We start from the raw sequence: 20224 nt of genomic DNA, 5'->3' as shown, positions 1-20224 counted from the left end.
CCGGTGCCGAAATCCCCGCACAACGGCCGGAGTGGTAACGCGGACTACGACCCGAGGGGTAAAGAGAGATCCATGTTCGACAGACTGAACGGAATGCGGGTTTGAACTCCGTAAGGGCATTCAAAAGGGTCCGCGACCGCCTCGGCGGCGGCCACGGACCCGGGAGCGGCTCGGCTCAGCGCTTGATCTCCTTGATCTTCAGCATGCGCGTGATGACCTTGTCCAGCTCGTCGTCCTCGAAGACCTTCTTCCAGTCGTCGCGGACGATCGACTCGCGGCCGTAGTCCATCGCGATCAGGCAGGCGTCGGAGAACGGGTTGGAGCCCTTGAGGGTGTTCGCGAGCGCGACCTGGGTGTGCCCGAGGAGCATGGCGCGGGCCGCCTTCTCCGGGACGCCGACGGTGTGCACGGTCTCGTGCAGCGCCTCCGTCAGCAGGGCGCCGACCATGCAGGCGATGGTCTCGACGAGGGTCGGCTCCAGGACGGCGAGCTGCTTGACGGTGACCCAGTGGACGTCGACGACCGGCGCGTACATCACGCGGATGACGGAGTCGGCGAGCTTCTGCTTGGCCTCGTCGCCGCCCTCGTACGCGGCCACCACCTCCTGGGGGGCGGCGATGCCGCCGAAGGTGTCCTGCCACTCCTCCTTGGTGGTGCGCTCCAGGAACACCGACGGGTGACAGGGGTGGGCGCACGCGTAGTGGACGTCCTCGCGGGCGAAGAGGAGCCCGGCGTAGGCGGCGGCCGGGTCGAGGGTGAGGACGACCGCGCCGGTCTTCATCAGCGGCACCAGTTCCTCGGAGACCTTGCCGAGGACGATGTCCGGGACGGCGAGGATGACCACGTCCGCCTCGGCCGCGGCGGCGGCGGACTCGGTCAGCTCGCGGCCCAGGCCGCGGATCAGCTCCTGGCCCGCGGGCGAGGCCTCGCTGAACAGGACCCGGAAGTCGCTCTCGACCAGGTTGTTGGAGACTCGCTGGCCCATCTTGCCTGCGGCCCCGATGACGGCGACGGTCGTGACGTCGACCTGGGTCTGGATCTCGGTGGCCATTACGCGCTCCTCAGAAGGGTGTCGATGCTGTGCTGCGTCCACTGGTGTTCGAGCCGGGCTGTGGTGTCGAAGCCGTCGTCCTGCCATGGGAGCCAGTGCTCCACGATCTGGTTGACGCCGCGGTCGGGGCGGGCCTCGCGGACCGCGGCGATCATGCCGTCGCGGTCGAGCAGGCCCTCGCCGAGCGGGCAGCCCGCGTAGGTGAAGCCGACCCATCCGTCGCGGCGGGTGAAGGAGAAGTCCTTGACGTGGATGTTGACCACGTGGGGCGCGGTCGCGGCCACGACGTCCACCGGGCGTTCCAGGCGGGCGACGCTGTTGCCGGGGTCGAGGACGACCCCGAGGTGCTCGCTGCCGACCCCGCGCACGACGGCCAGCAGGTCGTCGGTGGAGACCTGCTCGTAGGTCTCCAGGCCGAGCGTCACCCCGGCGTCGGCGTAGGCGGGCACCGTCTCCTTCAGGAGCGCGGTGGCCTCGTCGGTGCCGGGCCGGTGGTCGGCGGTGTTGAGCATGGAGCGGACGAGGGTGACGTCCAGCTCCCGGGCCAGGTCGAGGTAGCGGCGCAGGTGCTCGGGCCGGACGCCCCGGGTGCCGAGCTCCAGGGCGAGCCCGAGGTCGCGGGCGGTGGCGCGCAGGTCGGCGAGCCGGGCCCGGTCGTAGCTCTCGATGTCCGGGTAGTCGCAGATCTGGAAGACCTGGCCGCCGAGGCTCGCGGTGTCGCGCAGCATGTCGGTCAGGGACATCGGGCGCGGGGCGCGCGCCGAGATCCGCCAGAAGTAGGCGTAGGTGCTGATGCCGTGGGCCATCACGCCACCGCCGCCGGGGTGCGGATCTCGTCGAGGATCGCCTCGACGTTGGCCGGGTCGTGGGCGAAGCGGCCGAGGAAGAGTCCGTCGGCGCGGCCCGCGAGCCGGGGCAGCAGACCGGGTCCCGCGCTGCCGCCGTAGATGACGGTGGAGTCGGGGTGGTCGGCGGCGCGGGCGTCGAGCCAGTCGCGCAGGGCTCCGCAGACGGTCGCGATGTGCTCGGCCGAGGCGGGCTCGGGCGCGCCGATGGCCCACTGCGGCTCGTAGGCGAGGACGACGGTGCCGGTCAGGCCCTGGAGCAGCCGGGCGGCCTCGGCGACGGTGCGCCGCGCCGCCTCCTGCGGGGTGCCGGGGTCGCGTTCGCCGACGCAGAGCACGGGGGTGAGCCCGTTGCGCAGGGCGGCCGCGGTCTTGGCGGCGACGACGGTGTCTCCCTCGCCGTACAGGCGGCGCCGTTCGGCGTGGCCGACCTCGGCGTAGTGGCAGCCGATCTCCTTGAGGAGCGGGCCGCCGACCTCGCCGGTGTAGGGGCCGGTGTCCTCGGTGGCGAGGTCCTGGGCGCCGACCGACACGCCGAACGGGGTGAGGATCCCGGCGGCCGGGACGAGCGCTGGGAACGCGGGCAGCACGAAGAGGCGGGCGGCCCCGGAGGTGACGGCCTGGTGGGTGCGCGCCAGGTCGGCGATCCTGCGGGCCCAGTTGAGCGTCTGGTGGTGGCCGAAGTACATCTTCAGGCTCACCCCCAGCAGCAGGGGGCGGGGTGACGGTGCCGGCATCAGGCGGCTTCCTCGCCGGTGTCGGCGGTGTTCTCGTACTCGCTCATCAGCCGCACCTTCTCGGCGGAGGCCGAGGTCTCGTCGAAGCGGTAGGTGAGCCACTCGGCGGCGAGCCTGCGGGCGAGTTCGAGGCCGACGACGCGCTGTCCGAACGTCAGGACCTGGGCGTTGTTGGAGAGGATGGCCCGCTCGACCGAGAAGGAGTCGTGGGCGGTGACGGCCCGGACGCCCTTGACCTTGTTGGCGGCGATGGCCACGCCGAGGCCGGTGCCGCAGACCAGCAGGGCGCGGTCGGCCTCGCCGCGGGCGACCATCTCGGCGGCGGCGATGGCGACCGTCGGGTAGGCGGTGTGCCCGTCGGCGTCGACGCCCACGTCGGTGACCTCGGCGACGAGGGCGCTGCCCTGGAGGTCGCGCTTGAGGGCTTCCTTGTACTGGTGGCCGGCGTCGTCGGATCCGACGACGATGCGGAGCTTGTCGGTCATATCGGCTTTCCTCAGTGGTGGTCGATCAGCACGCCGCGGACGGCGCGGGTGATGAGGGCGAGGGAGTGGGCGCCCGCGTCCGGGGTGCCCAGGGACTTCTCGGCGTGCGGGCGGGCGCGGCCCTTGCGGGGCAGCAGGTCGGCGGTGGCCGACGCGGCCGTCTCGGCGGCGTCGGCGGCCCGGTCCCAGGCGGCGGCGAGCGGGACGCCGTCGGCGGTGGCGGCGGCGAGGGTGTCGGCGAAGGGGACGAGGACGTCGACCATCGTCTTGTCGCCGACCTCGGCGCCGCCGAGCCTGCGGACCGCGGCGGACGCCTCGGTGACGCCGTCGGCGACCCGGGCGGCGGTGGGCTTCTCGTCGTCGCCGAGGGCGCCGCCGAGGGCGCGGAGCATGCTGCCCCACAGGGCTCCGCTGGTGCCGCCCGCCCTGTCGGACCAGGCGTCGGCGGCCCTGACCAGCACGGTGCCCGCTCCGGCGCCCCGGGCGTGCGCGTCGGCGGCGGCCAGGCGGGCGGCGGTGGAGCCGCGCTGCATGCCGATGCCGTGGTCGCCGTCCCCGGCGACGGCGTCGATGCGACCGAGTTCCTCGGCGTGGTCGTCGACCGTGGCGGCCAGCGCGTCCAGGGCGGCGAGGACGACGGCGGCGGCCCGCCGGGAGGCGTCGGACGCCTCGGGCACGGTCTGCTCGTCGCTCTCCTCGGCGGTGACGGCCGCCGCCGCGGCGTGCTCGGGGGCGGCCGGCGCGCCCTTGCGGAAGGCGGGGGTGTCGGCGGGCGCGCGCCACAGCGCGCTCAGGCCGTCGTCGAGCCAGGTGAGGGTGAGCGAGATGCCCGCCATGTCGAAGCTGGTGACGAGTTCGCCGACCTCCGGGTCGACGATCTCCACCCCGGCGTCGCCGAGGAGTTCGGCGACCTTGCGGTAGACGACGAACAGCTCCTCGTACTTGACCGAGCCGAGCCCGTTGAGGATCACCGCGGCGCGCGCTCCGGCCGGGCCCCCGACCCCGTCGGGCACCTCCTTGAGCAGGGAGGTGACCAGCAGTCGGGCCGCCTCGTCGGCGGTGGGCAGGGACTCCTCGCCGATGCCGGGCTCGCCGTGGATGCCGAGGCCGACGGCCATCCGCGCCTCGGGCACGGTGAACAGGGGGTGGTCGGCGCCGGGCAGGGTGCAGCCGGAGAAGGCGATGCCGAAGGAGCGGGTGCGGGCGTTGGCGTGCTCGGCGACGGCCAGCACCTCGTCCAGCGGCAGCCCCTGCTCGGCCGCGGCGGCGGCCGCCTTGAAGACCGGGAGGTCACCGGCTATCCCGCGGCGCTTGGCGGTCTCCTCGGGTCCGGCGCTGGAGATGTCGTCGGTGACGGCGAAGGTGCGCGCCCGGACGCCCTCGCCGGTGAGGCGTTCGGCGGCCTGTCCGAAGTGCAGGACGTCACCGGCGTAGTTGCCGTACATCAGCAGCACCCCGGCCCCGCCGTGCGCGGCGCGGGCCACGGACCGGATCTGCTGGGCGGACGGGGACGCGAAGACGTTGCCGACCGCCGCGCCGTGCGCGAGGCCGCGGCCGACCAGGCCGGAGAAGGCCGGGTAGTGGCCGGAGCCGCCGCCGATCACCACGGCGACCTGCCCCTCGGGGGTGCCCCCGGCCCGCACCACTCCCCCGGTGACCGGGCGGACCCAGCGCCGGTGGGCGGCGGCGAATCCCTCCAGGGCCTCGTCGGCGAAGGCGGCGGGGTCGTTGAACAGGCGGGTCATCGAAGGGCCTCCATGGGCTCCTGCTCGGTTCCGGAGGCCGGGTCGGCGGTGCGGTTGCGGGCGGAGAGCCAGATCATCAGGACGGCCGACAGCAGCATGAAGAAGCCGACCAGGTAGAGCGGTACGTAGTAGGCGCCGGTCCAGTCCTTCAGCCAGCCGGTGACGTAGCTGGCCGCGAACCCGGCGATGTTGCCCGCGGTGTTGATGAGGGCGATGCCGGCCGCGGCGGCGGCCCCGGTGAGGAACCGGGAGGGCACCGACCAGAAGACGGGCAGCGCGGCGAAGATCGCGCAGGCGGTGACGGTGATGACGGCGACGGTCGCGGCAGGCGACCCCATGTACAGGGCGAGCGGGATGCTCAGACCGCCGACCACCGCGGGGCCCGCGACGTGCCAGGTGCGGGTGCCGTGCCGGGTGGCGTGCCGGGTCCAGAAGAAGAGGACGACGGCCGCGGGCAGGTACGGGATGGCGGTGATCCACGCCTTGTCCATGACGCTGAACGTGGTGTCGTACTGGTCCTGGAAGCCGTTGATGATCGTCGGCAGGAAGAACGCGAGCGCGTAGAGGCCGTAGACGAAGCCGAAGTAGACGAGGGCCAGGACCCAGACCCGGCCGCTGGCGAACGCGGCCCTCAGGTCGCCCTTGGCGTGCTTGTCCTGGTGCCCGGTCTTGCGCGCGTTCTCGGCGGCGAGTTCGTCCGTCAGCCAGTCGCGCTCCTCGGGGGTGAGCCAGGTGGCGTCGGCGGGCTTGTCGATCAGGTAGAACCAGGCGATGACGCCCAGCAGGATCGCGGGGATCGACACGAAGAGGAACATCACCCGCCAGCCCTCGAGGCCGAACAGCCCGTGGTGGCCGATCAGCCACCCGGCCAGCGGGGCGCCGAGCACGGTGGTGAGGGGCTGGGCCAGGTAGAAGAGGCCCAGGATCTTGGTGCGGTGGCGGGAGGGCACCCACTGGCTCAGGAAGAGGATGGCACCGGGGAAGAACCCGGCCTCGGCCACACCGAGCAGGAAGCGCAGGGTGTAGAGCTGGCCGCTGCTGTCCACCCAGGTGAACAGGAGCGAGACGATGCCCCAGGTCACCATGATCCGGGCGAGCCAGCGGCGGGCCCCGAACCGGTGCAGTGCCATGTTGCTGGGCACTTCGAGCACGATGTAACCGAGGAAGAAGATCCCGGACGCGAAGCCGAACTGTGCGGCGGTGAGCGCGAGATCCGAACCCATTCCGTTCGGTTCCGCGAACGAGACCGCCGTGCGGTCCAGGTAGTTCACGAAGAACATCAGCGCCACGAACGGAACGAGGCGGACTGAGACCTTCTTGATGGCAGTTCTCTCGACTGCCGCGACAGGCGCGTCGGCACCCATGGGCGACTCCTCGGCTCGCCCGGACAGCTCCGTCCGGGGTGGGTCACTCACCGGCGGCCCGCCAGGAAGCGCGGCCGACCGGATCTCTTTCACGCTATGCCTCCACCTCAAATTGGTCACCAATTTACCAGTGTGGCGACGATCATAGATCGCGACGCGTCCCGACTCTTGACAAACGGGACCTCCGGGACTGATGAACTGCCTGGCCAGTCGGTTGCTCGGGGTATCTGGTTGACTGGTGACCGTGACCAGTCAGCCTGATCAGCACTCCGACGCCGCCGCCCCCGACCTGGCGCGGCTCCTGCGCCCCGTGGTGCGCGAGTCCAACGTCAGCGAGGTCGCGAAGCGGCTGCTCGACCATCTGTCGGCGGGCGACATCCGCCCCGGCACCCGGCTGCCGGCCGAGCGGCAGCTCGCCGAGGCGCTCGGCGTGGCGCGCTCCAGCGTGCGCGGCGCGCTCTCCGCCCTGGACGTCCTCGGCATCATCGAGATCCGCCCCGGCTCGGGCTCGTACGTGCGCGAGGGCACCTCGGAGTTCCTGCCCCGGGCCATCAACTGGGGGCTGATGCTCGGCCAGCGCCGCACCCAGGACCTGGTCGAGGTACGCACCTACATGGAGGGCGTGTCGGCACGCCTGGCCGCGGAACGGGCCACCGACGCGGACGTGACGCTCCTGGAGGGCCACCTGCGCCACATGCGCGACGCGGGCGGCGACGTCGGCGCGTTCATCGACGCGGACATCGCCTTCCACCTGGAGTGCGCGCGCATCGCCCGCAACTCCGTGCTCAGCGACATCCTGCACAGCATCCGCGCGCTGCTCCAGGTGTGGATGGAGCGGGTCAGCGACATCGAGGGCACCGTGAGCGGCACCCTCTGCGAACACGACGCGGTCCTGCGGGCGATCCGCGACCGCGACCCGGAGGCGGCGGACCGGGCCATGGCCGAGCACATGCGCATGGCGAGCGCCCGCCTGCGCGCGTCGGTGGACGGCGGCCGCTAGCCCGCCGAGCACCACCCTCCTCCTCCCGCCCGCTCCGGACGGCATCTCGCTGACGTGACGTCAGTTCGGGTGCCCGGGGCGGGATTTGCCGTTTCCGGACGCTTCCCCGCGGACGGGCGGTGCCGCACCCCGCGCCGGACCGGGCAACCGGGTCCACCCTCCCCGACCGGCACGGGCCCGGCTCGCGCGTGCCCGGGAAGGTCTCGATTCCGAGAATGGGTGATCAGATGGGGAGATAACGTGAAGCAAATATGTTTAGATTGCGCTCAACTCAGCCAAGTGGCCTGAACCCGCCTTCTGTTCCCCTGTCTTGACCACACTCGGGACCCTCGAACGCCCCGGCACGTCCCCCGGGCCGACCCCGGCCCGTCGCTCGCGCACCCTCCAGGTGTCCCTGCTCCGTCTGCCGTCCCCGCTCCAGAAGGGCCCCGCCCATGACCGCCACCGTCTCGAACTTCTATTACGGGGCCGTGACCCCCGTCGCCGCCTACCTCATGGCCTGCATGGGCGCCGCGCTGGGACTCAGATGCACGGTCAGGTCGCTGCGCAACACCCGGCGAAGAAGCGGCTGGCTTGCGCTCGGCGCCATCTCGATCGGCTGCGGCATCTGGACCATGCACTTCATCGCCATGATCGGTTTCAGCGTCGAGGGCGCGCTGGTCAGCTACGACCCGCTGATCACCGTGGCCAGCCTGCTCGTCGCCATCGCCGTGGTCGCCGTCGGCGTCTTCCTGGTCGGCTACCGCGGGACCTCCCCGGTCAACCTCGGTGTCGCGGGCACCGTCACCGGGCTCGGCGTGGCCGCCATGCACTACCTCGGCATGTCCGCAATGGACGCGCACGGCACCCTCAGCTACGACGCGGTCTCCGTGGGCCTGTCCATCCTGATCGCCGTGGTCGCGGCGACGGCGGCGCTCTGGGCGGCCGTGTCGGTGCGCGGGCTCGGGGCGAGCCTCGTCGCCAGCCTCGTCATGGGCATCGCGGTGACCGGCATGCACTACACCGGCATGACCGCCGTCTCCGTGCACCTCACCGGCAACGTCGGCGGCACCCAGTCGTCCACCAGCCTGATGGCGTTCCTGCTGGTGATGCTGGCGGGCCCGCTCGCGGTGCTGCTGGTCGCCGCCGTCATCGTGATGTTCGACCCCGACATGATGCTCGGCACCGAGGACCCCGACCGGGCCGGTGCCCAGGACGCGGGCGCCTCTTCCGGCCTCCCGGCGCAGCAGTCCGGCGGGACGCCGAGGTCCTACACCTCCTGGTGAGCCACCCGCTCCGCGGCGCCCTTCCTCACGGCCGACTCCTTGTTGAGTTCGGCCGTGAACTGCGCCCCGGCCAGCAGCGCGAGGTTGGAGAGCCACAGCCAGATCAGGAAGACGACCACGCCCGCGAGCGAGCCGTAGAGCCTGCTGTAGGTGCTCAGGGCCGACGCGTACACCGCGAACCCGGCGGAGACGGTCAGCCAGAGACCGGCCGCGAGCGCCCCGCCGGGCAGGCTGTGACTGCGCCGCCTGGCGGACGGCGGGCCGGTGTGGAAGAGCACCACCACCAGGAGCGCCACCAGGCACATCAGCAGCGGCCACCGCAGCAGGTTCCAGCCCCAGGCGGCGATCGCGTCCAGGCCGACGAACCGTCCCACGGTCTCCGCGACCGGCCCCGTCAGCAGCAGCACCAGCGCGCTGACGAACAGCAGCCCCAGCAGGGCGACCGCGGTGAGCACGATGCGGTGCGCCTTGCGCCAGGGCGAGCGCCGGTCGGCCACGTCGTGCATCCGGTGCAGGGCGCGGCGGAAGACGGCGAGATAGCTGGAGGCGGACCACAGGGCGCTCGCGGTGCCGACGCACAGCAGGGTCCAGGCGGCGCCGTTGTCCCGCAGGGTGCGGGCCAGCACGTCGTGCAGCTCCGTCCCGGACTGGCCGGGCGAGTAGGCGCTGACGTGGGTGATGAAGTTCTCCGCCGTGTCCGGGCTGATCAGGCTGAACGCGATGACCGTGACCAGCAGCGCGGGCAGCACCGCGAGGATCGAGTAGTAGGTGAGGGCGGCGGCGTAGTCGGAGACGTCGTCGCGCCACATCGACACCGGGGTGCGGCGGAGGGCCTGGCCCCATGTGGTGGGTGTCCACCAGGGCGTCCGGCCCCGCGCGAAGGCGCGGGTGCCGGTGCGGACGGGGGCCGAGGGCTGTTCAGCGGACATGTGTCCTTCGGTGCGGGACGGTGGAGAAGCGGACGTGGGTGCGGACGTCGTACGGGGTGACCGCCCGCTCGGTCTGGGCGCCGAGCGCGGTGAGGGCGGGCAGGACGGCGGCGGGGGTGACGTCGGGCCGCAGCCAGACCCGCATCCTGACCCGCAGCCGCCTGCGCCCCCCGAGGACGCGGGTGCGGCAGCGGGCGACGCCCTCGATGGTGACGGCCCGCTGGGTGACGGCGTCCTCCAGGGCGCGGGTCCGCAGCGTGCTGCCCGCCGCCGCCAGCGGCACCAGCGGGCGGAAACCGCCGTGCAGCTGCCGGGCCGACCAGAGCGCGAGCAGGACGGTGGCGGCGACCGCGGCCATCAGCACCGTGGGCGTCCACCAGCCCTCGTACCGCAGGTCGGCGAGGCTCCGGCGGTCCACGAAGACGGAGTCGGGGGCGGGCACCGGCCACCAGGACGGCAGGTGCGCGGCCCCGGTGACGCGGGGCGCCGTCGCCCAGAGGGCGCCGAGCAGACAGCCGAGACCGGCGACGGCGAGCACGGTCCGGTTGAGGACGGAGCGCATCGGGAACATCAGCGGGTCGCTCCTTCCTGGGCCGGGCCTTCGGTGTCGGGGGCGGTGTGCGGGCGGTCGGGTGGCGTCGGGGAGAGGCCGGCCTGGTGCGGCCGGTCGGGTTCGGTGGCGGAACGGTCGGGGACGGGCAACCGGTCGGCGGGGAGCCGCTCGGTGGGGGCCGGGCGGTGGCCCGGGACGGTGGGCGGTCGGCCGGTGGTGGCCGTTCGCGCCGTCGCGGGATCGATTCCCCGGTTTCCGGATTCGATGTCCGTCTCCATGGAACCCGTGCTTCCCTCCCCCCTCTCGACCTGACCGGTGGCGCGCTCCCCGCCGCCGGTGTCACCGGGCGCGGGGACCGCTCCCCTCTTGGTGAGGTCGACCGCGGGCGGTGCCGCCGGGGCCGGAGCGCCGTCCCAGATCGGCTCGGGACGGACCGTGACCCGCAGGCGCGGGGTGCGGCGCAGGGCACATCCTTCCAGCACCCGCCGGGCCGCGTCCCGCACGGCCTCCCGGGCGCGGTCGCGGTCGCCGAAGGCGAGACCGGCGCGGACGGTGACCCGGCGCCGCCCGACCCTGACCCGCACCTGGCCGACGCCGTCGGTGTCGCGCACCGCGTCCCCGACGAGCGAGGAGAGCGCCGACCGGTCCACAGCCGTGACCAGGCGCGGGGCGCCGGACGTGACGGTGAGCAGGCCGCGCCGTCCGGGGGTGACGGCCAGCGTGATCAGCACCACCCCGAGCACGCCCAGCGCGGCGGCGCCGACGGTGCTCGCGGTGGCCGAGGGCCCGTGGGTGGAGAGCCAGTCGAGGGCGGCCGTGCGCCAGGGGGCGGGCGGCTGGTGCCCGGTGTGGACGAGGACCAGGTCGAAGGCGAGGGCTCCGCAGGCGACCGCCGCGGGCAGCGTGAGCAGGGCGATCGGCAGCCGCCGCTGCGACCACCACCGCAGCGGGGTGCGCCCGGCGGCCTCCACCGCGGCGCCCTCGACCGGGAGTTCCGCGCGGGCCGGGGTGAGGGAGGTGACGCCGACGCGCGGCGCCCGCAGGTCGAGGCCGGTCAAGTGCGCGGTGCGGTGGGCGACGTGGTCCTGGACCCGGCGGGCCGTGTCGGCGAGCGGCGCCGGATAGGGCAGGGGGACCTCGACGGCGACCTCGGCCCGGCGCCCGCGCACCGTCGCCGAGCCCCTCGTCGCCCCCGCGGTGCCCGGCAGGACCTCTGTCGCGGCGCGCTCGGCGATCCGGCGGACGGCCCTGTCGGAGACGGTGGTGGTGCCCCGCCGGGCCGCCGTGGTCATCGACGGCTCCGGTCGTACGCGTCCCGCAGGTCCTGGACCCGGCCGCCGCCGTCCAGCCAGTGCCCGGCGGCGTAACCGAGGCCGCCCAGCGCGGCCACCAGCAGGAAGGCGCCGAACCCCCCGAAGAAACCGGCGAAGGCCAACGCCATCCCGGCGACCATCCCGACGAACGACCTGCTCACTGCGTGCTCCTCCGATACGGCTGACGGTCTGGACGACGGACGCTCTACTCCACGCGCGACTCGGCCGAGGACGGCTGGTCGTCCTCCTCGGGCAGGTGCACGTCGTTCACGGTGACGTTGACCTCGACGACCTCCAGGCCGGTGACCCGCTCCACCGCCGAGATCACGTTCTCCCGGACGTCACGGGCGACGTCGGTGATCGGCACGCCGTACTCGACGACCAGGTCCAGGTCGATGGCGGTCTGGCGCTCGCCGACCTCGACCTTCACCCCGCGGCCCACGTTCGGGCGCCCGCCGGGGACGCGGTCGCGGACGGCGCCGATGGTGCGCGAGAGGCCGCCGCCCATGTCGTACACGCCGGGGATCTCGCGGGCTGCGATGCCCGCCACCTTCACCACGACGACGTCGGCGATGGACGTCCTGCCCCGGTTGGCGGCCGGCTGGTCCGAGCCCGCGACGCCGCTGGAGACGGCCGTGGTGCTCTGCGTTCCCCTGGCGCCCGTCTGCGGGAGGGAGGAGTTCTTGGCCGCGGGCACCGTCTGCGTGGTCATGGCACGTCCTTCTTTCTGCCTTGCCGGTGATGTGGTCTCACAACGTCAGACCCGCGCCGCGGGTTTCTGTGACGCGCTTACCCGAAAAAATTTCGCCCAGCGCCGCGGACCCCTCGTGATCTGCGCCTTCGCGCGGAAATCCGTCGGCGGGGACCCCGGACGGGGATGCCGGGGACCCCGGACGGGAATGCGGCGGGGCCGCCCGGCAGGTCGCCGCGTCCGTCCGGGGCAGGTGCGCCGAAGGTGGTGCGTAACAAGCGCGGCGCCGCCGTGTCCAACAGACAGAGACCGGACGAGAGGAGCCACCCAGTGGCGGGGGCCCGCAGAGATACCGCACCACCGCGGACGCGGAGCGACGTCGGCGAGAGCGACGACGCGCTGCTCGCGGTCCGGGCGGCTGAAGGGGACGAGGACGCGTTCGCCGTCCTGGTGCAGCGGCACGCCCCGGCGTTGATCCGGCTCGCCACCCGGCTGCTCGACACCCGGAGCGAAGCGGAGGACGCCGTGCAGGACGCGTTCATCAGTGCCTGGCGGCGGCTGCCCGAGTTCCACGGCCGCTCCGCCTTCGGCACCTGGATGTACCGGATCGTGACCAATCGCTGCCTGAACATACTGCGGGCCCGCAGACCCGTCTCGCCGCTGGAGGCCGCGGGCGACGTCCCGGCACCCGACCACGCGGCCTCGCCCGCCCGGATCACCGAGGCGCGCGGCGCGGTGCGGGAGCTGCGTGCCGCGCTCGACGACCTCTCCCCCGAGCAGCGCGCCTGCTGGGTGCTCAGAGAATGGGACGGACAGTCCTACGAATTCATCGCGGACGCGGTCGGCATCAGCCAGGAGGCTGTCCGAGCCCGTGTCTTCCGTGCACGACGCAGCCTGACTCAAGCACTGGGGGCCTGGCGATGACCGCTCACACCGATCCGCCCCACCACGCGGTGGACGGCGACGACGAACAGCTCGCCTGCGGGCGGCTGCTCTCCGGGGTCTGGGACGCCTGGGAGCGCGGGCACGAGGACCCGCACCAGCGCACCTGCCCGCACTGCCGCGCGGCCGTGGCCGAGCTGGAGGAGCTGGAGTCGGTCGTGCGCGCCCTCCCCGAGGAGCCGGTGGAGCGGTACAAGGACGAGCTGACGTCGCTGACCCGGCGGGTCATGGACGTCGTCCGGCTCGAACTGCGCCCCGGCCGCCCGATGCCGCTGGGCGAACCCGCCGAAGATCTGTGGATCATGGAGTCGGTGGCCGCCAGGTCGCTGCGGGCGGCGGCGGAGGGCGAGCCCGGGGTGCGTGCCGGTTCGTGCCGTCTGCTCCCCCACTTCGACGCGGGCGGCACCGGGCCGCTCGACGTCCGGCTCGACGTCCACGCGCCCGCCGACGCCTCGCTGCCCGAACTCGCGGAGCGGGTGCGGCTGCGGGTGCTGGAGGTCGCCGACCGCCAGCTCGGCATGGACATAGCGGCGGTGGACATCCGGGTCACCGACCTCCTCGACCCGGCGGTCGACGACCAGGAAGGCCGTGACCGATGACCCGGTACACCGCGCACGCCACGCTCACCGAGGAGATTGCCCGCGCCGTGGCCGAGGTGCCGGGCGTGGCCTTCCTCAAGCCGGGCCTCGGCGGCCTCGTCCGGACGACGCTGACGCCGGACGGCCGGTGGGCCGGTTCCGCCGCCCAGGCCGGGGTCCGGCTGACCCGGTCCGGGGACGGCGGGCCGTGGCGGGTGGAGATCCACCTCGTCGCGCTGCGCCACACCCGGACGGTGGACGTGGCGCGGGCCGCCCGGCGCGCGGTCGAGGAGCGCATGGGCGACCTGTTCCCGGCGGAGGCGTCGGGGGCGCGGGTCAGCGTGACCGTCACCGGCCTCGTCTGACCCCGCGCCCCCTGTCCTCACCCGTGCGGCGGCGGCGCGCTGGCCATGAGGTGCAGGACGACGGTCCAGACGCCCGCCGCCGCGGCCATCACCCGCAGTCTGCGGCGCCGCGCGGGCGAGACCGGATCGGGCCCCGGGGTCACCGACCGTCCGGCGGTCCCCGGGAACCGGCCGCGCAGCACGACGGCCGGCCGGTGGACCGTCACCGCCTTTGGCGCGGACGGCACCCGGGGAGCCGGGCACTCCCGGCGCGCGCCCTCCCCGTCCCGCGCCCGGGGAAGCTCCGACGCCGCCGTCCCGCCGGTGACCCCACGCTCCGTCCGGGCCTTCCGGGCACCGCCGCCGCGGCGGATCCTGCCGGTTCCCGCTCCGGTCCGCGCCCCGCCCGGGTCGCGGGGTGGCGCCTCGGCGGGCGACAGGCCCTGGGCCAGGCCGCTCAGGAACGCCGCGTAGGCCGCTCTGCGCAGTCCGGTCGGGGTGGTGCGGCCCGTCTCCCAGGAGCGCACGGTCGCCGCCGTCACCCCGAACGCCTCGGCGACCTGCTGTTCGGTCAGGTGCCAGGCGCGGCGCAGACGGCCCCGCTCGGCAGGGCCGGGCAGGGGGGCGCGGGTGTCGCGGCGGCGCGGATGGGACGGCATGGGCTGCTGCGGCAGCGCGTCGATCGTCATGACCGTATGACAACCGGCGGGCACGCGTTGTGATCATCGCCCGCCGGATTCACCCGGACGGCGTCCCGCGCGGGTGCTCCGCGCACCTGTCCCCGTGCCTACGGGACGCGCCTGCCGGTCGAGTGGTTTCAGGAAGATCGGACTTAGGCCAATCCGCTGAGGTACCGGCTTCGGATTACGGGCGAGTCAGGGGTCGGCGACAGAAGGAGAAGCGATGTCGGACACGCCACGCGGTGGGGCGGAGCGGCGGCGAACGGCCGTCGTGGGCAGCGGGGTGGCGGGACTGACGGCCGCGTACGTCCTCTCCCGCACCTCGCACGTCACGCTGTACGAGGCCGACGACCGGCTCGGCGGCCACGCCCACACGCACACGCTCACCTCGCGCGACGGCACCGCCCACCGGGTCGACTCCGGCTTCATCGTGCACAACCGCCGCACCTATCCGCATCTGCTGCGCCTCTTCGAGGAACTCGGCGTCCCGACGCAGGAGTCGGAGATGAGCATGTCGGTGCGGTGCGAGGGGTGCGGTCTGGAGTACGCGGGCGCGCACGGGCTCTCGGGCCTCTTCGCCCGCCCCCGCAACGCGCTGCGCGGACCGTACCTGCGGATGCTCGTCGAGGTGCCCGCGTTCCACCGGGCGGCCCGCAGGCTGCTCGCCCGGGAGCCCGGATCGGGCCGCACCCTGGGCGAGTTCCTCGACCGGGAGCGCTTCTCGCCCTACTTCCGCGCGCACTTCATGACCCCGCTGGTGTCGGCGGTCTGGTCCTGCGACGCGCAGACCGCGCTGCGCTACCCGGCCGCGTACCTGTTCCGCTTCCTCGACCACCACGGCATGCTCTCCGTCACCGGCGCCCCCACCTGGCGCACCGTGACCGGCGGTTCGCACGCGTACGTCGACCGGGTCGCCGAGCGGATCGACTCGGTTCGCCTGTCCGCTCCGGTACGGGCGCTGCGGCGGCACCCCGACGGCGTCGAGATCACCGGGCGGGACGGCACCACGGACGCGTACGACTCCGTCGTCGTCGCCGTCCACCCGGACCAGGCGCTGGCGCTGCTGGCCGACGCGACGCCCGCGGAGAAGGACGTCCTGGGGGCGTTCCGGTACTCCCGCAACGCGACCCTGCTGCACACCGACACCACGCTGCTGCCGCGCTCCCGGGGGGCCCGCGCGTCCTGGAACTACCTGATGCCGTCGTGCTCGACCGGCGCCGAGCGGGTGCGGGTCAGCTACGACATGAACCGGCTCCAGCGGCTCGACGCGCCGGAGACGTTCGTCGTCACGCTGGGCGGGGAGGACCGGGTCGATCCGGAGCGGGTGCTGGCCCGGATGGTGTACGAACACCCCGTCTACACGCCGGAGTCGGTCGCCGCGCAGGCCAGGCTCCCGGAGCTGAACACCGCCGTGACCGCCTACGCGGGCGCCTACCACGGCTGGGGCTTCCACGAGGACGGCTGCCGGTCGGGGGCGCAGGCCGCCGCGGCGCTGGGGGTGCGCTGGTGAGCGCGCCCGCCCTCTACCGCTGCGCGATCAGCCATGTGCGCACCGCGCCGGTGCGGCACGCGCTGCGCCACCGGACGTACATGTGGCTCGTCGACCCCGACCGGCCGCCCGAACTCCCGCGCGGGCTCGGGGTCCTGGCCCGGTTCGACCCGCGCGACCACTTCTGCGGGGACGCCCCGACGGTCCGCGCCGGGCTCGACGCGTTCCTCGCCGGACACGGCGTCGACCTGGAGGGCGGCCCCGTGGTGATGCTCACCCACGCGCGGGTCCTCGGGTACGTCTTCAACCCCCTCACCCTCTACTGGTGCCACGGCCCCGACGGCGTCCAGCGCTGCGTGGTCGCCGAGGTCCACAACACCTACGGCGGACGCCACTCCTACCTGCTGCGTCCCGACGCCTCCGGACGGGCTTCGGTGGACAAGGAGTTCTACGTCTCGCCGTTCTTCCCGGTCGACGGCCGCTACCGGATGCGCCTGCCCGAGCCGGGCGAGCGCCTGGACCTCACGGTGCACCTGGAACGGGACGGCGGCCGTCCGTTCACCGCGACCGTGCGGGGCGCCCGCAGCGCCGCCTCCCCCGGCACCCTGCTGCGGCTGGCCCTGCGCCACCCCCTGTCGACCCTCGCCGTGTCCGCCGCCATCCGGCTGCACGGCATCCGCCTGTTCCTGCGCCGGCTGCCCGTCCAGCCCCGGCCCGCCCACCAGAACCCGGAGAAAGTGTCATGACGACCGCCCAACCCCGCTCCGCCGTCCGGCCGTCGGTGCCGGCCCCCCGCACCTCGCCGGTGGACGGGGACCGCTGGCCGGACGTGGCCGCGCCGCCGAAGTCGTCGTCGGCGCGCACCGCCGTCACCACCGCGATCCTGCGCCGGACCCTGGACCGGCTGCCGCTGCGGGTGCGGTTCGCCGACGGCAGCACCGCCGGGCTCGGCGGACCCGTCCTCGACATCCGCGACCCCAAGGCGTTCCACGCCCGGATCGGCAGCCAGGGCCTGGTCGGCTTCGGCGAGTCGTACATGGCGGGCGAGTGGGACGCGCCCGACCTGGTGGGCGTCCTGACCGTGCTGGCGGGGAACGCGGCACGGCTGATCCCGGCGCCGCTGCAGCGGCTGCGCGGGCTGTGGGCGCTGCGCAGGCCCGGCGTCCAGCTCAACACGCCGGACGGCGCGCGCGACAACATCAGCCGTCACTACGACCTGTCGAACGACCTGTTCGCCCTCTTCCTCGACGACACGCTCAGCTACTCGTCGGCGGTCTTCCGCGGCTTCCCGGCCGACTGGAGCCTGCTGGCCGCCGCGCAGCAGCGCAAGATCGACCGGCTGCTGGACCTCGCGCAGGTCGGTGAGGGCAGCGAGGTCCTGGAGATCGGCACCGGCTGGGGCGAACTCGCGCTCCGCGCCGCCGCCCGCGGTGCCCGCGTCACCTCGCTCACCCTCTCCCGCGAGCAGCGCGAACTGGCCCTGGAGCGGATCGCCGAGGCCGGTCTCGCCGACCGGGTCAGCGTCGAACTGCGCGACTACCGCGAGTCCACGGGCCGCTACGACGCCGTCGTCAGCGTGGAGATGATCGAGGCGGTCGGCGCCGAGTTCTGGGCGGAGTACTTCCGCACCATCGACGCGCGGCTCGCGCCCGGCGGGCGGGCCGTGCTCCAGGCCATCACGATGCCGCACGACCGGATGGTGGCCAGCCGGGACACCTTCACCTGGATCTCCAAGTACATCTTCCCCGGCGGGCTGCTGCCGTCCGTGGAGGCGATCGACGAGACCGTCCGGGAGCACACCACGCTGCGCACCGCCCGCCGGGACGGCTACGGCGGGCACTACGCCGAGACGCTGCGGCTGTGGCGCGAACGTTTCACCGAGCGCGCCGGGGAGGTGGACGCGCTCGGCTTCGACGAGACGTTCCGCCGGATGTGGACCTTCTACCTCGCCTACTCCGAGGCCGGGTTCCGCTCCGGATACCTCGATGTCCAGCAGTACCTGTTCACCCGTGAGGACGAGGAGCACCCCGCACGATGAGCCCCACCCGAACCGCGAAGTCCGGTGCAGCCCAGCGCCTCGCCGCGCTCGTCGAGACCGCGCTCGGCGGCCCCCTGCCGGTGCGGCTGCGCGCCTGGGACGGCAGCGAGGCGGGGCCGCCCACCGGCCCCGTGATCGTGGTGCGCTCCCGGCGCGCGCTGCGCAGGCTGCTGTGGCAGCCGGGCGAACTGGGCCTGGCGCAGGCGTACGTCACCGGTGAGGTCGACGTCGAGGGCAGCCTCGCCGAGGGGCTGCGCACGATGTGGTCGGCGGCCCGCGAGCAGCGGCTGCACGCCCCCTCCCCCGGCGTGGCGGAGCTGGCGCGGGCGGCCGGGACCGCGCTGCTGCTCGGGGCGGCCGGACCGCGGCCCCCGGCGCCCGCCTCCCAGGCGCGGCTGCGTGGCGGTCTGCACAGCAGGGCCCGCGACCGGGCCGCCGTCCGCCATCACTACGACCTGTCGAACGCCTTCTACCGACTGCTGCTGGACGAGACGATGGCGTACTCGTGCGGCTACTGGGTCAGTGACGACCCGTCGTTCGGGGCGGTCGACGCGCAGCGCGCCAAGCTGGAGCTGATCTGCCGCAAGCTGGCGCTCGTCCCCGGGGCCCGGCTGCTCGACATCGGGTGCGGCTGGGGGTCGCTGACGCTGTACGCGGCGGAGCGGCACCAGGCGCGGGTGACGGCCGTGACGCTGGCCGCCGAGCAGGCGGCGCACGTGCGCGAGCAGGTCGCCGCGCGCGGTCTGGGAGACCGGGTCGAGGTGGTGTGCCAGGACTACCGGGACATCTCGGGCGGCGGCTACGACGCGGTGTCCACCGTCGAGATGGGCGAGCACGTCGGGGACGCCGAGTACCCGGCGTTCGCGTCGGCGCTGCACCGGATGGTGCGGCCGCTGGGGCGGGTGCTGGTGCAGCAGATGGCGCGCGGCACCAACGCGCCGGGCGGCGGGGCGTTCATCGAGGCGTACATCGCGCCCGACATGCACATGCGGCCGGTCGGCGAGACGGTGGGGCTGCTGGAGGACGCGGGTCTCGAGGTGCGGGCGGTGGAGTCGATGCGCGAGCACTACGTGCGGACGGTCGAGGCGTGGCACCGCACGCTGGAGGAGCGCTGGGACGACGTCGTCGCGCTCGTCGGCACCGAGACCGCGCGGGTGTGGCGGCTGTATCTGGTGGGCGGGGCACTGGCGTTCGAGGAGCGGCGGATGGGGGTCGACCAGATCCTGTCCGTGCGGCCCGCGCCCGGTGGCGGCAGCGGCATGCCGTCGACACCACGGGACTGGTACGAGGGGCTGGAGCGGCTGTGAACGGATTCGGATGGGGGTCGTTCGCGGCCGGTCTCGGCTGGGCGGCGCTCGCCGCGCTCGCCGTCATGCTGGTGACGTTCGCGATCGCCGTGCGGCGCGGTGTGCACCGGATCGTGGACGTGGCGTGGGGGGTCGCCTTCGCGGTGGTCGCGGTGGTGGCCTGCGCCGCGTCGACCGGTTCGGGCGATCCGGTGCGGCGGGGGCTGGTGACGGGGCTCACCGTGCTGTGGGGGCTGCGGCTGGCCGCGCACATCGCCCGGCGCGGCGCCGGGCACGGTGAGGACCCGCGCTACGAGCGGATGCTGGCGAAGGCGCCCGGCAACCGGTCCCTGTACGCGCTGCGGATGGTCTATCTCCTCCAGGGCGCCCTGGTCTGGCTGGTGTCGCTGCCCGTGCAGGCCGCGATGTACGTCTCCGGTCCGGTCAGCGGCTTCGCGTGGGCGGGTACCGCGCTGGTCCTGTTCGGCGTGGGCTTCGAGGCGGTCGGGGACGCGCAGCTCGCGCGCTTCAAGTCCGATCCGGCCCACCGGGGGCGGATCATGGACCGCGGGCTGTGGAGCTGGACGCGGCACCCGAACTACTTCGGTGACTTCTGTGTCTGGTGGGGTCTGTTCCTGTTCGTCTGCGACGCCTGGCCCGCCGCCGCGACGACGGTCGTGTCGCCGCTGGTGATGAGCTATCTGCTGATCTGGGGCAGCGGGAAGCGGCTGCTCGAGCGGCACATGGCCGAGCGTCCGGGGTTCGCCGCGTACGCGGCCCGCACCAGCGGCTTCTTCCCGCGCCCGCCGAAGCGGCAGGCGCCGCGGGAGGTGTGAGGCCGGCGGGGGCGCGGCTTCGGGGGAGCCGCGCCCTTCGTCACGCGGGAAGG

The 20224-nt window shown here is 73.7% G+C and carries 22 protein-coding genes; 10 read left to right on the top strand and 12 right to left on the bottom strand.

What is annotated here, in order from left to right; all coding sequences use genetic code 11:
* Window positions 1–175 precede the first annotated feature (175 nt).
* The 6 genes from GA0115242_RS23080 to GA0115242_RS23055 are packed head-to-tail and all read right to left on the bottom strand — an operon-like array spanning window position 176 to window position 6227.
* Window positions 176–1051: a phosphogluconate dehydrogenase C-terminal domain-containing protein gene (locus GA0115242_RS23080; RefSeq protein ID WP_093831486.1), complete on the bottom strand. Its 876-nt coding sequence runs from the start codon at window positions 1049–1051 to the stop codon at window positions 176–178.
* Complete coding sequence (locus GA0115242_RS23075; RefSeq protein WP_093831484.1) at window positions 1051–1857, bottom strand: sugar phosphate isomerase/epimerase family protein; 807 nt, start codon at window positions 1855–1857, stop codon at window positions 1051–1053. Before GA0115242_RS23075 ends, GA0115242_RS23080 begins: the two co-directional genes overlap by 1 nt.
* Window positions 1857–2633: a triose-phosphate isomerase family protein gene (locus tag GA0115242_RS23070; protein ID WP_093831482.1), complete on the bottom strand. Its 777-nt coding sequence runs from the start codon at window positions 2631–2633 to the stop codon at window positions 1857–1859. The genes GA0115242_RS23075 and GA0115242_RS23070 overlap by 1 nt, the downstream gene beginning before the upstream one ends.
* Entirely contained in the window at window positions 2633–3118 is a 486-nt protein-coding gene (locus tag GA0115242_RS23065; protein WP_093831480.1) for a ribose-5-phosphate isomerase, read from the bottom strand. The genes GA0115242_RS23070 and GA0115242_RS23065 overlap by 1 nt, the downstream gene beginning before the upstream one ends.
* A gap of 11 nt (window positions 3119–3129) precedes the next feature.
* Window positions 3130–4863 carry a dihydroxyacetone kinase family protein gene (locus GA0115242_RS23060; protein WP_093831478.1) on the bottom strand — a complete coding sequence of 578 codons (1734 nt, stop codon included), beginning with the start codon at window positions 4861–4863 and terminating at the stop codon, window positions 3130–3132.
* Complete coding sequence (locus GA0115242_RS23055; RefSeq protein WP_093831476.1) at window positions 4860–6227, bottom strand: MFS transporter; 1368 nt, start codon at window positions 6225–6227, stop codon at window positions 4860–4862. The genes GA0115242_RS23060 and GA0115242_RS23055 overlap by 4 nt, the downstream gene beginning before the upstream one ends.
* A 238-nt stretch (window positions 6228–6465) precedes the next feature.
* On the opposite strand from GA0115242_RS23055, the gene GA0115242_RS23050 reads away from it, so the two are divergent.
* Window positions 6466–7227: a FadR/GntR family transcriptional regulator gene (locus GA0115242_RS23050; protein WP_093831474.1), complete on the top strand. Its 762-nt coding sequence runs from the start codon at window positions 6466–6468 to the stop codon at window positions 7225–7227.
* A gap of 434 nt (window positions 7228–7661) precedes the next feature.
* Entirely contained in the window at window positions 7662–8492 is an 831-nt protein-coding gene (locus GA0115242_RS23045; protein ID WP_093831472.1) for an MHYT domain-containing protein, read from the top strand.
* Here the strand turns inward: GA0115242_RS23045 and GA0115242_RS23040 are convergent.
* Genes GA0115242_RS23040 through GA0115242_RS23020 form a run of 5 tightly spaced genes read right to left on the bottom strand, consistent with a single transcriptional unit; the run spans window position 8477 to window position 11999 of the window.
* The gene (locus GA0115242_RS23040) at window positions 8477–9421 is read right to left on the bottom strand and encodes a YihY/virulence factor BrkB family protein (RefSeq protein WP_093831470.1); all 945 of its coding nucleotides are present in this window, start codon (window positions 9419–9421) and stop codon (window positions 8477–8479) included. The two genes, GA0115242_RS23045 and GA0115242_RS23040, sit on opposite strands and share 16 nt — an antisense overlap.
* A complete protein-coding gene (locus tag GA0115242_RS23035; protein WP_093831468.1) occupies window positions 9411–9992 on the bottom strand; it encodes a hypothetical protein in 582 nt (193 codons plus the stop codon). Before GA0115242_RS23035 ends, GA0115242_RS23040 begins: the two co-directional genes overlap by 11 nt.
* Window positions 9992–11266, bottom strand: a complete 1275-nt coding sequence (locus GA0115242_RS23030; protein WP_093831466.1) for a DUF6286 domain-containing Asp23/Gls24 family envelope stress response protein — start codon at window positions 11264–11266, stop codon at window positions 9992–9994. Before GA0115242_RS23030 ends, GA0115242_RS23035 begins: the two co-directional genes overlap by 1 nt.
* The gene (locus tag GA0115242_RS23025) at window positions 11263–11448 is read right to left on the bottom strand and encodes a hypothetical protein (protein WP_093831464.1); all 186 of its coding nucleotides are present in this window, start codon (window positions 11446–11448) and stop codon (window positions 11263–11265) included. Before GA0115242_RS23025 ends, GA0115242_RS23030 begins: the two co-directional genes overlap by 4 nt.
* 44 nt (window positions 11449–11492) lie before the next feature.
* Window positions 11493–11999 (bottom strand): Asp23/Gls24 family envelope stress response protein, encoded by a 507-nt coding sequence (locus GA0115242_RS23020; protein WP_093831462.1) that lies wholly within the window; start codon window positions 11997–11999, stop codon window positions 11493–11495.
* 309 nt (window positions 12000–12308) lie between these two features.
* Between GA0115242_RS23020 and GA0115242_RS23015 the strand changes: the two genes are divergently transcribed.
* The 3 genes from GA0115242_RS23015 to GA0115242_RS23005 are packed head-to-tail and all read left to right on the top strand — an operon-like array spanning window position 12309 to window position 13863.
* Complete coding sequence (locus GA0115242_RS23015; protein ID WP_093831460.1) at window positions 12309–12902, top strand: RNA polymerase sigma factor; 594 nt, start codon at window positions 12309–12311, stop codon at window positions 12900–12902.
* Window positions 12899–13519 (top strand): hypothetical protein, encoded by a 621-nt coding sequence (locus tag GA0115242_RS23010; protein ID WP_093831458.1) that lies wholly within the window; start codon window positions 12899–12901, stop codon window positions 13517–13519. Before GA0115242_RS23015 ends, GA0115242_RS23010 begins: the two co-directional genes overlap by 4 nt.
* On the top strand, window positions 13516–13863 hold the full coding sequence (locus GA0115242_RS23005; protein ID WP_093831456.1) for a hypothetical protein: 348 nt from the start codon (window positions 13516–13518) through the stop codon (window positions 13861–13863). The genes GA0115242_RS23010 and GA0115242_RS23005 overlap by 4 nt, the downstream gene beginning before the upstream one ends.
* Before the next feature lie 17 nt (window positions 13864–13880).
* Here the strand turns inward: GA0115242_RS23005 and GA0115242_RS42530 are convergent, their stop codons facing one another.
* On the bottom strand, window positions 13881–14531 hold the full coding sequence (locus GA0115242_RS42530; protein ID WP_176729890.1) for a helix-turn-helix domain-containing protein: 651 nt from the start codon (window positions 14529–14531) through the stop codon (window positions 13881–13883).
* Window positions 14532–14745: 214 nt separating this feature from the next.
* Between GA0115242_RS42530 and GA0115242_RS22995 the strand changes: the two genes are divergently transcribed.
* From GA0115242_RS22995 to GA0115242_RS22975, 5 genes are read left to right on the top strand one after another with little or no spacing between them, the layout of a single operon-like run.
* Window positions 14746–16032 carry an NAD(P)/FAD-dependent oxidoreductase gene (locus GA0115242_RS22995; protein ID WP_093831454.1) on the top strand — a complete coding sequence of 429 codons (1287 nt, stop codon included), beginning with the start codon at window positions 14746–14748 and terminating at the stop codon, window positions 16030–16032.
* Window positions 16026–16757, top strand: coding sequence for a DUF1365 domain-containing protein (locus GA0115242_RS22990; RefSeq protein ID WP_093831496.1), 732 nt, complete (start codon window positions 16026–16028; stop codon window positions 16755–16757). The genes GA0115242_RS22995 and GA0115242_RS22990 overlap by 7 nt, the downstream gene beginning before the upstream one ends.
* Complete coding sequence (locus GA0115242_RS22985) at window positions 16754–18049, top strand: SAM-dependent methyltransferase (RefSeq protein WP_093831452.1); 1296 nt, start codon at window positions 16754–16756, stop codon at window positions 18047–18049. The genes GA0115242_RS22990 and GA0115242_RS22985 overlap by 4 nt, the downstream gene beginning before the upstream one ends.
* Entirely contained in the window at window positions 18046–19356 is a 1311-nt protein-coding gene (locus tag GA0115242_RS22980; protein ID WP_093831450.1) for an SAM-dependent methyltransferase, read from the top strand. Before GA0115242_RS22985 ends, GA0115242_RS22980 begins: the two co-directional genes overlap by 4 nt.
* Window positions 19353–20171 carry a DUF1295 domain-containing protein gene (locus GA0115242_RS22975; protein ID WP_093831448.1) on the top strand — a complete coding sequence of 273 codons (819 nt, stop codon included), beginning with the start codon at window positions 19353–19355 and terminating at the stop codon, window positions 20169–20171. The genes GA0115242_RS22980 and GA0115242_RS22975 overlap by 4 nt, the downstream gene beginning before the upstream one ends.
* Window positions 20172–20224: the final 53 nt, after the last annotated feature.

Origin of the sequence: Streptomyces sp. SolWspMP-5a-2, from assembly GCF_900091845.1 — a bacterium.
Lineage (GTDB): Bacteria > Actinomycetota > Actinomycetes > Streptomycetales > Streptomycetaceae > Streptomyces > Streptomyces doudnae.
The sequence above is the reverse complement of the archived record's forward strand: the minus strand, read 5'-3'. Positions and strand labels throughout refer to the sequence as shown.

Bases quoted from the DNA above. Each gene is read 5' to 3' on its own strand.
- GA0115242_RS23020 (WP_093831462.1), bottom strand. From the start codon at position 11,999: ATGACCACGCAGACGGTGCCCGCGGCCAAGAACTCCTCCCTCCCGCAG.
- GA0115242_RS22995 (WP_093831454.1), top strand. From the start codon at position 14,746: ATGTCGGACACGCCACGCGGTGGGGCGGAGCGGCGGCGAACGGCCGTC.
- GA0115242_RS23060 (WP_093831478.1), bottom strand. From the start codon at position 4,863: ATGACCCGCCTGTTCAACGACCCCGCCGCCTTCGCCGACGAGGCCCTG.
- GA0115242_RS23070 (WP_093831482.1), bottom strand. From the start codon at position 2,633: ATGCCGGCACCGTCACCCCGCCCCCTGCTGCTGGGGGTGAGCCTGAAG.
- GA0115242_RS23005 (WP_093831456.1), top strand. From the start codon at position 13,516: ATGACCCGGTACACCGCGCACGCCACGCTCACCGAGGAGATTGCCCGC.
- GA0115242_RS23030 (WP_093831466.1), bottom strand. From the start codon at position 11,266: ATGACCACGGCGGCCCGGCGGGGCACCACCACCGTCTCCGACAGGGCC.
- GA0115242_RS23010 (WP_093831458.1), top strand. From the start codon at position 12,899: ATGACCGCTCACACCGATCCGCCCCACCACGCGGTGGACGGCGACGAC.
- GA0115242_RS23055 (WP_093831476.1), bottom strand. From the start codon at position 6,227: ATGGGTGCCGACGCGCCTGTCGCGGCAGTCGAGAGAACTGCCATCAAG.
- GA0115242_RS23035 (WP_093831468.1), bottom strand. From the start codon at position 9,992: ATGTTCCCGATGCGCTCCGTCCTCAACCGGACCGTGCTCGCCGTCGCC.
- GA0115242_RS23080 (WP_093831486.1), bottom strand. From the start codon at position 1,051: ATGGCCACCGAGATCCAGACCCAGGTCGACGTCACGACCGTCGCCGTC.
- GA0115242_RS23065 (WP_093831480.1), bottom strand. From the start codon at position 3,118: ATGACCGACAAGCTCCGCATCGTCGTCGGATCCGACGACGCCGGCCAC.
- GA0115242_RS22985 (WP_093831452.1), top strand. From the start codon at position 16,754: ATGACGACCGCCCAACCCCGCTCCGCCGTCCGGCCGTCGGTGCCGGCC.
- GA0115242_RS42530 (WP_176729890.1), bottom strand. From the start codon at position 14,531: ATGACGATCGACGCGCTGCCGCAGCAGCCCATGCCGTCCCATCCGCGC.
- GA0115242_RS23045 (WP_093831472.1), top strand. From the start codon at position 7,662: ATGACCGCCACCGTCTCGAACTTCTATTACGGGGCCGTGACCCCCGTC.
- GA0115242_RS23075 (WP_093831484.1), bottom strand. From the start codon at position 1,857: ATGGCCCACGGCATCAGCACCTACGCCTACTTCTGGCGGATCTCGGCG.
- GA0115242_RS22980 (WP_093831450.1), top strand. From the start codon at position 18,046: ATGAGCCCCACCCGAACCGCGAAGTCCGGTGCAGCCCAGCGCCTCGCC.
- GA0115242_RS23040 (WP_093831470.1), bottom strand. From the start codon at position 9,421: ATGTCCGCTGAACAGCCCTCGGCCCCCGTCCGCACCGGCACCCGCGCC.